The 15,174-nt window shown below is 70.1% G+C and carries 12 protein-coding genes; 8 read left to right on the top strand and 4 right to left on the bottom strand.

Features of this window, described 5'->3' with window-relative positions:
* Positions 1–2,916: a protein kinase gene (locus tag QHF85_RS11190; RefSeq protein WP_281327115.1), complete on the top strand. Its 2,916-nt coding sequence runs from the start codon at positions 1–3 to the stop codon at positions 2,914–2,916.
* 331 nt (positions 2,917–3,247) lie between these two features.
* On the opposite strand, the gene QHF85_RS11185 is transcribed toward QHF85_RS11190, so the two are convergent.
* On the bottom strand, positions 3,248–3,778 hold the full coding sequence (locus QHF85_RS11185) for a hypothetical protein (protein ID WP_281327114.1): 531 nt from the start codon (positions 3,776–3,778) through the stop codon (positions 3,248–3,250).
* Positions 3,775–5,397 (bottom strand): hypothetical protein, encoded by a 1,623-nt coding sequence (locus tag QHF85_RS11180; protein WP_281327113.1) that lies wholly within the window; start codon positions 5,395–5,397, stop codon positions 3,775–3,777. The genes QHF85_RS11185 and QHF85_RS11180 overlap by 4 nt, the downstream gene beginning before the upstream one ends.
* Before the next feature lie 111 nt (positions 5,398–5,508).
* Here QHF85_RS11180 and QHF85_RS11175 point away from each other — a divergent pair, with 111 nt between their 5' ends.
* The 7 genes from QHF85_RS11175 (at position 5,509) to QHF85_RS11145 (ending at position 12,097) form a co-directional block, all read left to right on the top strand.
* A complete protein-coding gene (locus tag QHF85_RS11175) occupies positions 5,509–6,105 on the top strand; it encodes a hypothetical protein (RefSeq protein ID WP_281327112.1) in 597 nt (198 codons plus the stop codon).
* Between the two features lie 63 nt (positions 6,106–6,168).
* The gene (locus QHF85_RS11170) at positions 6,169–7,605 is read left to right on the top strand and encodes a serine/threonine-protein kinase (RefSeq protein ID WP_281327111.1); all 1,437 of its coding nucleotides are present in this window, start codon (positions 6,169–6,171) and stop codon (positions 7,603–7,605) included.
* A 90-nt stretch (positions 7,606–7,695) separates the two neighbouring features.
* On the top strand, positions 7,696–9,870 hold the full coding sequence (locus tag QHF85_RS11165; protein WP_281327110.1) for a hypothetical protein: 2,175 nt from the start codon (positions 7,696–7,698) through the stop codon (positions 9,868–9,870).
* On the top strand, positions 9,867–10,541 hold the full coding sequence (locus QHF85_RS11160; protein WP_281327109.1) for a hypothetical protein: 675 nt from the start codon (positions 9,867–9,869) through the stop codon (positions 10,539–10,541). The genes QHF85_RS11165 and QHF85_RS11160 overlap by 4 nt, the downstream gene beginning before the upstream one ends.
* Positions 10,542–10,551: 10 nt before the next feature.
* Positions 10,552–10,785: a hypothetical protein gene (locus tag QHF85_RS11155; RefSeq protein WP_281327108.1), complete on the top strand. Its 234-nt coding sequence runs from the start codon at positions 10,552–10,554 to the stop codon at positions 10,783–10,785.
* A gap of 285 nt (positions 10,786–11,070) precedes the next feature.
* Positions 11,071–11,406: a helix-turn-helix transcriptional regulator gene (locus QHF85_RS11150; RefSeq protein WP_170228992.1), complete on the top strand. Its 336-nt coding sequence runs from the start codon at positions 11,071–11,073 to the stop codon at positions 11,404–11,406.
* Positions 11,407–11,761: 355 nt separating this feature from the next.
* Positions 11,762–12,097, top strand: coding sequence for a helix-turn-helix transcriptional regulator (locus QHF85_RS11145; RefSeq protein WP_281327107.1), 336 nt, complete (start codon positions 11,762–11,764; stop codon positions 12,095–12,097).
* 106 nt (positions 12,098–12,203) lie between these two features.
* Here the strand turns inward: QHF85_RS11145 and QHF85_RS11140 are convergent, their stop codons facing one another.
* Together QHF85_RS11140 and QHF85_RS11135 are read right to left on the bottom strand one after the other, a co-directional pair.
* Positions 12,204–12,626 carry a hypothetical protein gene (locus QHF85_RS11140; protein ID WP_281327106.1) on the bottom strand — a complete coding sequence of 141 codons (423 nt, stop codon included), beginning with the start codon at positions 12,624–12,626 and terminating at the stop codon, positions 12,204–12,206.
* 21 nt (positions 12,627–12,647) lie between these two features.
* Positions 12,648–15,140 (bottom strand): U32 family peptidase, encoded by a 2,493-nt coding sequence (locus tag QHF85_RS11135; RefSeq protein ID WP_281327105.1) that lies wholly within the window; start codon positions 15,138–15,140, stop codon positions 12,648–12,650.
* Positions 15,141–15,174: the final 34 nt, after the last annotated feature.

The raw sequence follows: 15,174 nt of genomic DNA, 5'->3' as shown, positions 1-15,174 counted from the left end.
ATGCTTCGTTTGCCGCGCCGGCGCACCGTGTTCGCCGGAGCTCTCGCCCTCGTGATGCTCTCGGCCACGCCGATCACGCGCGCGGACGTACCTCTGCCCGCCGCCGTCGAGGAGGCGCATGCCCACGCCTACCAGGGCACGTGGGAGTACCGCTGGGGCGACTCACCACGTGATCCCACGGGCGCGCTCGTCTGGGCCACGCCCGCGGCGGCCGACGGATGGCGCGCCTTGCCGCCGAAGGCCACGCCCGAGGGCCGCGGCGGCGAGCGCTTCCTCTGGATGCGCACGCGCCTCGTGGGCCACGTCGATCGCGAACCCGTCCTCTACCTCGGCGGCGTCGATCAGATCGTCGAGGCGTACCTCGACGGCGCGCTCGTCTACCGGTTCGGCGCGTTCGAGGGCGACGGCGCGCTCCGCTTCCAGGGCTACGAGCCGCACTTCATCCCGCTCGGATCGAGCTTCGCGGGCAAGACCCTCGCGCTCCGCATCCACTCCGATCACGTCAACATCGGACCCTACGGCGAGGCGCTGATCGGCCCGCGCGCCGACATCGCGCTCGACGCCGTCCGCGCCGATCTCCCCGCGCTCGCGATGGGCATCCTCCTCGTGTCGGCGGGCCTCTTCGTCCTCGGCCTCTTCCTCTCCGAGCGTCGCGACAAATCGAACCTCGCCTACGGCCTGCTCGCGCTCTCGCTCGGGATCTACCTCCCCGCGGCCGCGCCCATCCGCGGCCTCCTCCTCGACGCGCCGCTCTTCTGGGTCCACGTCGAGCTCGCGAGCCTCTACCTCACGCCGATCTTCTTCGCCGCGTACTTCGAGCACGTCTTCGGGCCCGGCCGCTTCCGCTTGCTCCGCGGCTTTTCGTGGGTGCACGGCGCGTACTTCGTCGGCTCGGCCCTCGTCGTCGCGCTCGGGCTCGTCCCCGTGCTGCGCACGCTCCTGCCGTTTCAGATCCTCCTGCTCATCACGATCCTCTTCATGACGGCCCGCGCGGTCCTCCACGCGACGCGCGGCAACCTCGACGCGCGCATCTTCACGGGTGGCTTCCTCCTGGCCGCCGCGGCCGCCTCGCACGACGTGCTCAAGGCGATCGGCCTCGTCCCGCGCGACCACGTCTCGCTCGGGCACGCCGGCATGTTCGCCTTCACCCTCGCGCTCGGCCTCATCCTCGCGCGTCGGTTCGTCGAGGTGCACGAGCGCATGGGCCGCTCCTCGCGGGTCCTCGAGCTCAGCCTTGCCTCCGCGCAGGTCCTCGATCGCGGCGGCCAGGCGCGCGTCGGGCTCGACGAGATCATCCGCCTCCTCGGTGCGCGCGCGGCGCTCCTCTTCGTCACCCGCGAGGGCGGCGCGGTCGAGGGGGCCGACCTCGAAATCGCGGCGGGCCGCGAGGCTGGCGGCGTGGAGATCCCGCTCGCCTCGGTCATCGCCGGCTTCTCCTCGAACCTCGACGACCTCGTCGAGCAGGTCCGCCTCCGCCGCGAGGCGCGCGTGTGGAAGCAGATCGAGGGCACGCGCCGCAGCGCCATGGCCGCGCCGCTCCTCGTGCGCGACGAGCTCCTCGGCGTCCTCTACCTCGAAGCCGACGAGTCGCGCCGGCACTTCGACGACGCCGACCTCTCGCTCCTCAACGCCCTCGGCGAAAAGCTCTCCATCAACATCGTCTCCACGCGCGCCGTCCGTGCCGAGCTCGAGAGCTCGCTCCACCAGAAGCGCATCGCCGAGCAGGCCGTGCTCCTCGAAGCGGCTGCGCGCCTCGCGTCGGGCGACATCAAGACCCCGATCCCCGTCGACGAGAAGAGCGAGTTCGCGGACCTCGCGCGGGGCCTCGACCAGATGCGCCGCGACGTGCAGCAGAAGATCCGCACCATCGAGGCCAAGAAGACCGAGGTCGAGGTCCTGAACGAGGAGCTCCGCCGCAAGATCCAGCAGCACACCTCGAGCCTCCTCTCCTCGCTCCGCACCGACGTCGACGTCGACGAGGACGAGCTCGTCACCGCCACGCCGAGCTTCGAGGTCGGCGCCCTCATCGCCGAGCGCTACCGCGTCATCGAGGAGCTCGGCCAGGGCGCGATGGGCGTCGTCTACGAGGTCGAGCGCGTCCGCGACACGCGCCGCTTCGCGATGAAGGTCCTCACGAGCCGCAGCGACAAGGTCGCGATGGCGCGCTTCGTGCGCGAGGCGCAGATCCTCTCCCGCCTCGATCACCCGAACCTCGCCTCGATCGCCGACGTCGACGTCACGCCCGAGGGCCTGCTCTACCTCGTCATGGAGCTCTGCAAGGGCAAGCCGCTCCATCGCTGCAAAGAGCGCTACCGCGACGTCGCGTGGTCCTGCTCGGTGCTCCGCCAGATGGCTGCGGGGCTCGCCGCCGTGCACGCGCAGGGCGTCATCCACCGCGACCTCAAGCCGGGCAACGTCATGGTCGCCGAGGACGCCGAGGGCCACGCGCAGGTCAAGCTCGTCGACTTCGGCATCTCCACGCTCACGGGCGAGGTCCAGGAGCGCCCGCCCGTCTCCGAGCGGCCTCGCGACCTCGACGCGCCGCCGTCCACGCGCCGCAGCATCGCGCCGCCGCCGCCCTCGGAGGTCACGCGCACGGGCATCCTCGTCGGCACCCCGACCTACATGGGCCCGGAGCTCGCGCAGGGCTCACGCCACTGGAAGGCGCACTCGGACGTCTTCAGCCTCGGCGTCATCGCCTACGAGATCCTCACGGGCAAGCGCCCCTTCAACGTCCCGCCGATCTTCGTCGGCATGCAGGGCCAAACCCTGCCGCGCCCCTCGGGCCTTCGCCGCGTCGAAGGCCTCCAGGGCGGGCTCGCGCTCCTCTTCGAGCGCTGCATGGACCCCGACCCCGCCGCGCGGCCCTCGGCCCAGGAGGTCGCGGACGCGGTCGGCAAGTACGGGTATCGCTGACGTTGGCTCGTCTGTCGCAGCCTTGACGCCACCCTCGACCCCCAGCGAAGCCGGACACACCTGTGTCCGCGCCGACATCGACCTCCAGCGAAGCCGGACCCACCTGTGTCCGCGCCGACATCGACCCCCAGCGAAGCCGGACCCTCCTGTAGCCACCCCGACATCGACCCCCAGCGAAGCCGGTCCGTCCTGTAGCCGCGCCGACATCGACCCCCAGCGAAGCCGGACCCCCTCCACCCGCGCCGCGCCTCGACCCTCAGCCGAGCCGGACCCTCTCCGCCTTCGCTCACCCTCGACCCCCGTCGAAGCCGGACCGCCCCTGCCTGCGCCGTTACTCCGCCGTCATCACCCGCACGCGTCTTCCGTCCGGCCCCGTACGAATCTCTCCTGGCGGCTGCGTCAGGCTCGGCGCCTCCGCGTTCACGGTGAACGACTGCACTCGCTCGCGCACGCGGCCCTCGAACGTCCCGCGCACCCGCACCGCGAGATCGGCCCGCGTCGCCGGCGCCGTGAACGCCACCTCCACGTCGAGCGACTCGCCCCTGCCGAAGCGCCGGTTCTGCACGGGCTCCTTCGCGCTCGTCACGACGAGCCCGTCCACGCCCCAGACCTCCACGGTCACGTCGGTCGCGTCTTGCTCGAAGTCGACCGTCAGGAGCGCGTTCGACGTGGAGAGCCTCCCCTCGACCTTCACGGGCGCCCCCGGCTTCTTCGTCCGGACCTCGCCCCTCTCCTCGGCCTTCGCCTCGGCGCTCGGCGCCTCGGGGCTACCGTGATCGGGCTCCTTCCGATCGACCGTCCCGCACGCAGCCGCGACACAAGCGAGCATCCAGAGCGCGCGCATCTCGTTCCCTCTCTTCATGGCAGGACCTCGATCTTCACTTCGTACGGCCCCGAAATTTCTCCGTAGCCCGCCACGTTGACCACGTAGTCCTCGCCGGCGGTCGTGGCGAACGACACCGTCTCCTCGCCGCTCGTCGACTCCGCTTTGTCGAGCTCCTTGCCGCGCAGATACACGTAAAGGTCGACGTCGCTCGTCGAGCTCGAGCTCACCTTCAGCGTCCCGCCCGTGCCCTTCACGCGGAGGAACCGGTTCTGACCGAGCAGCGCCGGATCGAGCCCGCCGATCAGCGTGAGCGTGACCGACTCGTTCGCCGCGACCGGCACGAACACCGGCAGCGCCCCGGGATCGCCGGCCGTGTGCGTCTCGCCCGTGCCCCACGCGTCCGTCACCGGATCGATCCCGAACGAGCTGCCCGCGCCGTGGTGCCCGACGAGCGCGTCGATCGCGGTCGCCGCCTCCGGATGCGCGCTCTTCAGCCCCGCGACGAACGGGAAGAGCGTCGTCATCGCCGGCGTCGACTTCAGATCGCCGATCATCACCGCGTACACGCCTTGCAGCTTGAGCTCGACGCCGTCGAAGGCCTCCGCGTACCCGTCGTACGCGTCGAACACCACGTTCTGCACCGTCGTCTCCGAGTACCAGCCGGGCTTGGAGGACTGGCTCGTGTCGTTCTTCTCGATGTCCTCCCAGAACCCGTCCTTCTGCCCGACGCCCATCGCGTCGGTGTAGACCGTGTCCGGATCGAGGATCATCGCGGAGAGCGCGTTGCAGAACCCCTCGCTGAACGCGAGCCGCGGATCGAGCACGTCGCCGAACCCGTGCGAGCCGCCCCAGCTATCGGAGCGCGTGATGTGCTCCTCGAACGAGTGCCCCCACTCGTGCACCAGCACGTGCGTATCGAACTCGTCGGTGTCCACGTTCTCCTTGCCGAGCACGTAGATCTCCCCGTCGCCCCAGTGCGAGGTCCCGATCTGGCCGATCGAGAGGTCCCCGTCCTCGGGCCGGTTGTCCACGCTCCAGTTGATCTCGAGCTTCGGGAACACGGGCGGCGGCGTCGTCTCGTCGAGGAACCGCCGCGCCGCCGTGTAGGCCGCGTCGAGCACCGAGAACGGCGCCGCGAGCCGCGGTTTGCCGTACGAAACACCCGTCCACCCCGTCGTCGCCACCACGTCGAGCGACTTCGGCTCGTCGGCCACGATCTCGTTGCTCGAGAGCACGTACGCCGCGTCGTTCGCCGTGTTGTCCACGACGGCGATGGAGGGCTCCATCGTCTCGGCGTAGACCCAGATCTTCACCTGCGCCGTGCCCTCCCAGTCGAAGGCGTACCGGCCCATCGCGTCCGAGGTCGTCTCGGCGAGCACCGCCTCGTTCGCCGCGTCGAGCAGCGCCACGCGCGCCCCGCGGATCGGCTTCTGCTCCACCTTCGAATAGTCGAGCCCGTCCGCCACGCGGTCGTACGCTACGTGCTCGTATAGAAGCGACCCCGAGAGCCGCGGCTTCTCGGTCGGAGGTGGCTCACCCGTCCCGCCCGGCTTCGCCGCGGGCTCGTCGCTGCCGCAGCCTGCGAGCGAGAACGCGCCGAGCACGAACAGCGCCGCCAGCCGATATCCCGAACGTGCGGATCCCGCGCCGAACATCTCACGAAAGTATCGAAGGCCTGTCCGCTCCGTCAACGCCCCGCGCCGTGTTTCTCCGGCGTCTGTCCCCGTCGTTTTCGGGCATCTCGATTGCAGAGGTCGGAAGGCATCATGCATTCGACGACGCTTCGGCCGTTCCTGCTGTCCCAGGCTGCGCTTTTGCTGCTCCTCGCCGTCTCCGGTTGTCAGGAACAAGCACGTGACGACGATGCTGCGCAAGGGCCGGGCGACTTCGAACGGCGGGACGGAGGATCCGACGCGGGCGAATGCGCCGAGCGCGGCGGCCTCGAACCGGGCAGCGAAGTCGACCCGAACGATCCGTGCGGCACGCTCCTCGGCGAGGGCGAGCCGCATGCGCGCGCAGCGTGGGTCAGCGCGCCGGACCCGAAGTTCCAGATCTCGCAGGCTGTCGGCGTCACGTGGTTCGCCGAGTATGCCACCCGCGTGCCCGTCGAACCGCAGGGCGGCTACGTGCTCGAGCTCGAGCGCTGCGACACTCCGGCGCACAAGGCGACCACCTGCGAGACCTCGCCGCTCGCGCTCCCTGCGGACGAGTGCGGAACGGGCATCGTTCGTTTCGGCGTCGATCCCTCCCAGTACCTGCGCGGGTCGAACCTCTACACGTTCAGCGTTCGCCTGCGCCGCGGTTGTGTCGTCGACAGTGTCGACACGTTTTCCCTGACCGTCGAATACAACCCCAAGCCTTAGGTGGGCGTCTTTCTACGCCAAAACCTCGTGCTAGGGGCCCGACCTCGGGTAGCATCGCGGCCGATGGACTTCGTCCCGGGGGCGATGATTGGGGGGAAGTACCGCCTCGAGCGCAAGATCGCCGAGGGCGGTATGGGCGAGGTGTGGATCGGCGCGCAGGTGGGGGGCGCGCAGGTCGCGATCAAGCGCCTCCTGCCCGACGCCGCGCGGGATCATCATCTCGTCACGCGTTTCCGACGCGAAGCACTCCTCCTCGGCAAGATCGAGAGCGACCACGTCTCGCGCGTCGTCGAACAAACGACCGATCCCGACTTCGGCCTCTTGCTCGTGATGGAGTACGTCGAGGGATTGTCCCTCGCCGATCTCCTCGACAAGCAGGGCACGCTCGCCGTCGAGGAGGTCCTCGACATCGGCGAGGGCGTCGCGCGCGCCATCGCCGACCTGCACCGCGCCAGCATCATCCACCGCGACGTCAAACCCGAGAACGTCATCCTGCGGCGCTTGTCGAGCGGCGAGCGGCGCGCCGTGCTGATCGATTTCGGCCTCGCCCGCCTCCTCGATCCGGCCGAGGACAAACGCGGCCAGGAAGAGACGCTCACCGGCATCACCCGCGCGGACATGGCCGTCGGCACCATCCCGTACATGGCGCCCGAGCAATTCCTGAATTCGCGCGAGGTCAGCGGCGCCGCCGACGTCTACGCGCTCGGCGCGATCCTCTACCGCGCCGCCTCGGGCCGGAACGTCTTCGGCGACCAGGACGACCTCGCGTACGCGCGCCAGAAGCTCAGCGACGAGGCCCCGCCCATCGCGCTCGCCCGCAAGGATCCCGCGGCCGAGCGCCTCTCCGCGATCGTCATGCGCGCCGTGAAGCGCAGGCCTGCCGAGCGGTACGAGGGCATCGAGCCCATGCTGAAGGACCTCGCCGAGGCCCGCGCGCTCGCGCGCCCGCAAGGCTCGGACGTCGACGCGCCCACCCAGGCGGCGCCCGTCTCCTCGCTCCTCGGCTCCGCCCCCACGCAGCTCGCCTACGGCGCGCCCGCCGCGCCTTCGCCCATGGCCCCGTCTCCTGCCTCCGCGCGCCTCGGTCCTTCGGCCTCGCTAAAGCGCCCGTCCCCCGCGCTCACCGTGCCGATGCCGGCCGTCACCGACATTCCCGACCCGGGCCCTCCGTCGGCCCTCCGCCGCCCGTCTCCCGCGTTCGGAATGCCCGCGGTCGCGCCGGTTGCGGCCCCGCCGCAAGTGATCCTCACGCCGCCCGTCGCGCCGCCGCCCGTCGCTGCGCCGATTGCGGCGCCCCCCGTCGCCCCGCCGCTTGGTCGTCCTCCCGTCGTCGGCTTCGGCGAAATGGCGGGCGTCCCGCGGGCCGCGCCGGCCGTCGTCATTCCGTCCGACGCCGTCCCGCGCCGCGCCGCCTTTGCGTTTGGCCTCGTCGCGCTCGGCGTCGGGTTCGTCCTCGGATTCGTCGCGCACGCCATCCTCGCCGGCAACGGATCACCCTGACAAACGCATTTACTTCGCGCGGCGCCCGCGACCGGCAGTAGCCCTCGGCTGGAATGTCGGGGTACCCTGGGGCGTACCGGGATCCCGCCGATGCGAACCACCGCGTCCACCTTCCTCCTCGCCGCCTTCACCTCGCTCGCGGCCCTCGCCGCCTGCAAATCCGGCGATTCGACCTCGCCGACCGAGAAAACCCCTGAGCCCTCCGCCTCGAACGCGGCCCCGGGCGCGTCGCCTGCGCCCGCGCGAAAGCCGCCGCTCGTACGCGAGGGCGGCGCGCTCGTCCGATCGCCCGAAGGGCCGGCGCTCTGGCTCGCGGACGAGGACCAGCAGGTCGTCCGGCGCATCGCGCTCCCCGCCGACGCCCAGAACCCGCCCGTCGCCGTCAAGATGCCCGGCCCCCCAGCGGCCGTCCTCGCCCTCGACGACCGCGTCCTCGTCACGGTCCGCGGCATTCGCAAGACCGACGATCCTGCCTCGCCTTACGAAGGCCCGGGCCTCTTGCTCGTCATGCGCCCCGATCCCGCGGCGGGCCTCGTCGAGATCGGCCGTGTCGAGCTCCCGGCCGACGCCTGGGGCCTCGCGATCACCCCCGACGAATCCACCGCGATCGTCACCTCCGCGTGGACGCACGCGGTCTCGGCCGTCGACCTCAAGACATTGAAGAAGCGCTGGACCCTCGACGTCCCGCGCGAGCCTCGCGCCGTCGTCGCCTTGCCGGACGGGAAAACCGCGTATGTCACGCACCTCGTCCGCGCCACGCTCTCGCGCATCGACGCCGTCGACGGCGAGGCCCGCGTCAAGGACGTCCCTTTCCCGGCCGCGCCCTTGCGCACCCCGCCCGATCCGGTGCGGCGCGAGGCGGCGACGCTCGCGTATTCGGCCGTCCTCTCGCCCGACGGCGCGCGCCTCTTCGTCCCGCGCCAGGCGCTCGGCGCCATGGGCGAGAGCGCGTGGAATGGGCAAAACACCGTCGACATCCTCTCGATCGCGGACGAGAGCCCGCTCGCCGTGCGCGCGCCGCGCTGGTTCGTCATGCAATCGAAGGCGTTCCAGAAGACCCTCGGCGAATTCGGGTTCGAAGAGGCCGACCCGCACCTCACGGGCCCGGCGCCCTCGCAGATCGGCGAGCTCTTCGTCCAGCCTCGCGCCGTCGTGTATCGCAAGAAGACGCGCACGCTCCTCGTGGCGAGCGAAGGCACCGACATGCTCGTCGAGCTCGACGCGCTCTCCCTCGATCCCTCGCTCGGCGCCCTTCGCAAGTACGACCTCGGCGGCGGCAGCACCGACGACGACAAGCCCGGCACCACCCGCTGCGGCGCGCCCACCGGAATCGCGCTCGCCGAGGACGAGGGCACGGCCTTCGTGTTCTGCCGATCGAGCCACGACCTCGCGATCGTCGCGCTCGACGCCTACGACAAACGCACGCCCTACGAAACCAGGCCCCCTGGCACGTTCTCCCTCGGCCCGGATCCCTTGCCGGAGCAGGCCGCCATCGGCCGCCGGCTTTATTACAATGCGCGCGACTGGCTCCTGAGCGGCTCGTATGGCTGCGCTGGCTGCCACCCCGACGGGCGCGACGACGGTCACGTCTGGCACGAGGACATCCGCGAGAGCTTCGACGAAAAGGGCAAGCACGAGCCCTACGCCATGCATGCCTTCGAGGACAAGCAGGCGTTCGAGGGCTTCTTGAAGGGCGTCCCGCGCCAGACGCCGATGCTCGCGGGCCGTGTCGCCGCGTTCGGACCTTATGGCTGGAAGGGCGAAAGCCCGAACCTGAAGCACCGCGTGATCGTCGGCTTTGGCCTTCACCGCTGGCTCGGCGGCGGCCCGCTCAGTTATTCCGCGGACAAGACGATCCCGCGCGCCGAGGCCATCGCCGCCTTCGCGCGTCATGGCCTCGTCCCGCCCCCGCGCGACAACCACGAGAAGACCGACGCGGAAAAGCGCGGCGAGGTGCTCTTCAACGACCCCAACGTCGGCTGCGCGACCTGCCATCTGCCGAAGACCGACTACACGAACCGCGCTCTCGTGGGGCTCGGGCCGTGGGCATTCGACAAGGCGCGGTTCGAACCGGAGTCGCTCGACGACTGGAAGTTCAAGACGCCCTCGCTGCTCTACCTCGCCGGCAGCGCGCCCTATTACCACGACGGCAGCGCGGCCACGCTCGAAGAGCTCGTCGAGCGCAATGGCAAGCGCATGGGCCATACGGATCAACTTTCCAAGGAGGATCGGGCGGCGCTCGTCGCCTTCCTGAAGACGTTATGACGAACTCCAACGTGCGCCGCGCCCTGGCCTTTTCGCCGCCTTTCCTGGTCCTCTTCGCCTTCTTCTCGTTCGCCGTGGCCGAGGAGGCCCCCGCGCCCGCCGCCGCGCCTGCGCGCGCCTCTGCGTCCGCCTACGCCTCTGGCTACGCTGCCGCCGGGCCTCCGCGCGCCTCCGCCGACGCGCCGGCCGACGGGCCGGCCGCTGCTCCCGCGGAGCCGAGCGGGCCTCCGCTCGCGGAGTGGTCTCCCCCCGAGGCGACGTCCGACAAACCCACGGCCGAGGAATGGGAGAAAGCCGCGCCGCTCGAGCTTCTCCGGCCAAGCGAGCATTGCACCGCGTCCGCGGTCCGCGAATGGCTCCGTATTTCCTGCAAGGATCCGTCGAACGAGTTCAAGGGCCTCCGCGTCGTCGGCGGCTCCGAGCAGGACGTCTCGATCTCGGACTTCAAGGTCAAGGGCAAGGGCACCGATTTCACGGGCAAGGAGATCGACAAGACCTTCGACGGCCTGCACGTGGTGTTTCCCGTGCGCAGAGGCGATCGCCGCGTGCTGAGCATCGCGAGCTGGGCCTCCTGCGGCTGGAAGTGCTGGTACATGCGGGAAGACACGTTCGCGACCATCTCCGAGCTCTGGCTGCCCGGCGAAGAGCGCCCCACGATCGTCCTGCATTGACGGCGACGGCGTGTGCGGCGATGTCGACAATTGCCCCGAGGTTGAAAACTTCTCGCAGACCGATACCGACGAAGACGGCCTCGGCGACGCCTGCGAGCCGCCCGTGGGCGACGTCGATCCCAGCGTGAACGAGGCTTCCGGCTGCGGCTGCCGCGCCGTCACCCCCGAGCTGCCCCCGGGCGGGGGCTTTCTCGTGCTCCTCTCGCTCGCGACCGGCGCAATCGTCCGCCGTCGCCGCAAGTGAACGCGGGCTAGGACGAAAACCGTCCGATCCGCCTCGCGTTTTCCCTCCTCTCACTGCCGCGCCTGTGCATGGTGGGACAATTGCTGTCCTACCAGGATCACGTTTTTCGGTGCGGGTTCGTCCAATGCGGTGCATATTCGTTCCCGGTCGTGCCGAGCCGAGAGCGCGGTGAGCGCGGAGAGGCCGGACGATCGAGAGCTTCACCAGCAAGAAAGACCCTTGGATTCCCGGCGAGAAGGAGGCCGGTCGGCGCGTCCGCGAGGGCGAACCGAGAACCACATCCACATGCCCCGACGTTCCACTCCCGATGCGTTTGCACTCCAGGTTGGCGCCCGTATCCGCGAGCTCCGGTACGAAATGAACATGTCCCTCGCGGCGCTCGCCGACGCGAGCGAGCTCTCGAAGGGCCACCTCTCGAGCGTCGAGCATGGCCTCGCCGCGATCACGATCGGCACGATCGCCCGGCTCGCGCAGGGCTTCGGCGTGCCGCCGATGTACCTCCTCACGTTCGCGGCGGAGGACGAGCGCGCCCACGCGGCCGAGCTCCTCCGCTACCTGCCGCAGACCGAGGTGAGGAAGCTGCGCCGCCAGATCCAGGCGCAGGTCGCCGCTCGCAAGTAATCGCGTCCCACCCCAAAATCACCCAGAGAGCGCTGATCGGCAGGCCCGATCGGCGCTCTCGCTTTTTTGTCCACCACGAAACAGCTCGGACAATCAATGTCCATCACGCCCGCCGTTTTCCCTGGCCTCGATGCGGCGGCCATGCTTGGTGGGACATTGACGGTCCTACCACTCGACGGTTTTTCGTGCGGGTTCGTCTGAATGGGTGCATATTCGTTTTCGTGGTCGCCGCGGTGGTCGCGAAAGAGCGACGCGAGGCGACGAGAGCTTCCGAAACGACAGACGAAACCGTTTTCCCCGGCGAGAAGGAGGCCGGTCGGAGCGCCCGCGTGGGCGAACCGAGAACCATATCAAAATGCCCCGACGTTCCACTCCCGAGCCGTTTGCCCTCCAGGTTGGCACCCGTATTCGCGCGCTTCGCAAGGAGCGCAACATGTCCCTCGGCGCCCTCGCCGACGCGAGCGCGCTCTCGAAGGGCCACCTCTCCAGCGTCGAGCACGGCCTCGCCGCGATCACGATCCAGACGATCGCGCGCCTCGCCGACGGCTTCGGCGTGCCCCCGATGTACCTCCTCACGTTCGCCGAGGAGGACGAGCGCGCCAAGGCCGCCGAATTGCTCCGCTACCTGCCCCAGACCGAGGTGCGGAAGCTGCGCCGCCAGATCCAGGCGCAGGTCGCCGCGCGCAAGTAATCGATTCCGCCGCCCCGGGGCGTCCCTCCCGCTCCCGGGGCGTCCCAGGGCCGCACCACTTCCTTAGCCTTCAGGCCGGGGGTGCACGGAGACGTGCGCCTCCGGTCTATTTCATTTCCGCGGCGAGGTGCTTCTCGCGGCACGTGATCAGCCACGCCCTGGCCGATTCGTGATCCTCGAAAAACGCAGAGATGTTCTTCTGGCCGTGCAAGAAGCTCGCGGCCCGCATGAACAGCGAGACGACCACGCGCATCTTGAAGGTCGCGCCCACGTAGGCCGCGTAATAGGTCCCCGACGGGCGCGGCCGGTTGGCGCCCATCTTGCGCGCGGCGGCGTCGAGCCCGCCGAACTCCTTCATGTCATAGATCCCGAGCTGGAACTTGCCCTCGTGCTCGTCCATGTCCGGCAGATCGACGAGGATACGCATGTCCTCCACGGAGATCGGCCCCCGGTAGACGTGCACGGCGATCCCGGGCTCCTCGAAAGAGAGGGTATGTTTTCCAAAGTGAATCGGCTCGCGCTTCTTCATGGCCCTCGTTTCCTGCCTCCCTCACGCCGGCAGCACCCGGAGTGAGCCCTTGACCACGCCATACCCCCCCTCCGTCTTGAGCGCCCGGAACACCTCCGGCGCGTGCATCTTGCCTTCGAGCAGCCGCCGATACGTCCCGACGATCGTCGCCACGTCCTCGGCCGTCTCGCGCACGAGCTCGATCCGGAACCGCCGCACGCCGCTCCGCGTCGCCGCCGACGCGAGGCTCGCCGCGCTCTGCGCCGCCGCGTGAAACACCGTGTTCCGGCAGCCCACGTCCGCCTCCACCGGGTGCTCCATCCCGGCGCGATCCCGCAAGGACACCTTGTGCTTCTCGCAGGGCCTGCCGCAATCACGAAAATCCTTGCCCGTCGACAAGAGCGCCGCGATCACGCAATGCTCCATGTGGAAGAGCGGCATCGGGTGGTGCAGGACCACCTCGGCGAACGGCCCGAACGGCGAATCGAGCAGGCGCTCGAGCTGCGCCGCGTCGAGATCGAACGACGGCGTGAACGCCGAGAGCCCGCGCGAGAGCACCTCCGCGGCCGTCAATCGGTTCGTCACGTTCAGCGAGAAATCACCGATCCGCGGGATGGAAAGCTCCGCGCCCTCCCGCAGCGCGCCGAGCCCGCGCACGAGCAGGAGATCCGGCGCGAGCGAGAGCAGGTACCGGTCGATCTTCTCCTCGCCCGGCTTGCGGATGCGCGGCGGCGCGACGCCGATCGTCACGTTCGGCCGCGACGCACGCAGCGCGCGGAGCGCCGCGCCCGTTCCTACGAGCTCCAAGAAATCGAGATAGACCCCGTCCGCGCCTGCGTCGAGCGCCGCCGCGGCCTGCGCCTCCGTCCTGCAAAGCACGAAAAGACCGGCCGGCGGCGCGCTCCGATCCGGCGGGTGCGCCGCGCGCACGAGGTCCTGGAAATGCACCGACGTCGTCTCCACCTTCCGCGCGGCCGACGCGAGCAGGCCCTCGACGAGCGCGCGCCGCGCGCGGTTCAGCGACGACGGCGGGATCATCACGCCCGCCGGTAGATTCGCCTCGATCTCCGCGAGCTCGAACGGCGTATCGCCGAGCCGCCCGAGTTTGTCCTTCAAGACCGCGAGGGCGTCCGCGCCGCCGCGCGCCTCGCCGATCGGCGCGTCGCCCGTCACCGCGCACTCGAGCCCCGACGTCGTCCACGCCTCGAATCGCGGCGCGTCCCCGATCGCCCCGGAGACCCGGATCGACAGCGGCACCTTCCGCGGCGAACGCTCGATCTCCGCGAGGACCGCCTTCTCCGTCGCCGGATCGTCCGTCTTCCACACGCGCCGCCCCGGCTTCGCGACGTCGACGCGGGCGTCGGGCCCGAGCCAGACGGAGACCTCGTCGCCCGCCTCGGCGCGTGGCGTATCCGCGCCGCCCTTCGCGATCGTCCACACGCGCCCACCGAGCTCGCCTGCGCCCGCGAATCCGCCCTCCACGAGCACGCCGTCGCCGCGCGCGATCGCCTCGGTGAGCCGGATCTGGAGCAACGTTTTCCCACGCGCGCGCGTGGTCGCGACGAGCTCGCCCACCGGCAAGCCTCGATGATCGCAGGCGCGCCCCTCCACGAGCCGCTGATGATCCACGCCGGCGAGGAAGCCCGGCCCCGATCCTCGCGAATACGTTTGCAGCGCGGTTTTGCGGATCGAACCGAGCGCCTCGCTCGGGCCCGCGCTGCTCGCTTCGAGCGCCGCGCGGTAGAGCCGCGTCGTCGCGGCCACGTAGTCGGGCCCCTTCAGCCGCCCTTCGATCTTCAGCGACGAGACGCCGAGCTCGGCGAGCTTCGGCACGAGCGCGCTCGCCTCCAGATCCTCCGGCGACAGGAGATACGCGTGATCCCCGAGCTCCCGCTTTTCTCCATCGACGACGAGCTCGTACGGCAGCCGGCACGCCTGCGCGCACGCCCCGCGGTTCGCGCTGCGACCGCCGATGGCCTCGCTCGTCAAGCACTGCCCCGAATACGCGATGCAGAGCGCGCCGTGCACGAACACCTCGATCTCCACGTCCGTCGCGCGCCGGATCGCCGCGATGTCGTCGACCGACAGCTCGCGCGCCAGGATGACCCGGCTCGCGCCGAGCTCGCGCGCGAGCTCCACGGAGGCCGCGTCGGTGCACGTCATCTGCGTCGAGGCGTGGATCGCGAGCGCCGGCGCGATCGCCCGCACGATCCGCGCGACCCCGAGGTCCTGCACGATCACCGCGTCCACGCCGGCCTCCGCGCACGCGCGCACCGCGTTCTCGACGCTCTCGAGCTCCTCCTCGAAGACCAGCGTGTTCAGCGTGACGTACCCGCGCACCCCGTGCTCGTGCAGGAACGCCATCGTCCGCGCGAGCCCCTCGGCGTCGAAGTTTTTCGCGCGCGCCCGCGCGTTGAAACCTTGGAGTCCAAAATAAACGGCGTCCGCGCCTGCCAGTACCGCGGCCCGGAGGGCGGCTTCGTCGCCGGCGGGGGCGAGGATTTCGGGGCGCCTCGGGAGTGCGGAGGAGCTCATGGTCCGACCCTATAACGCAGTCGGAAAGCGGTGG

The sequence above is a fragment of the Polyangium sp. 6x1 genome, from assembly GCF_029946515.1.
Lineage (GTDB): Bacteria > Myxococcota_A > Polyangia > Polyangiales > Polyangiaceae > Polyangium.
The sequence above is the reverse complement of the archived record's forward strand: the minus strand, read 5'-3'. Positions and strand labels throughout refer to the sequence as shown.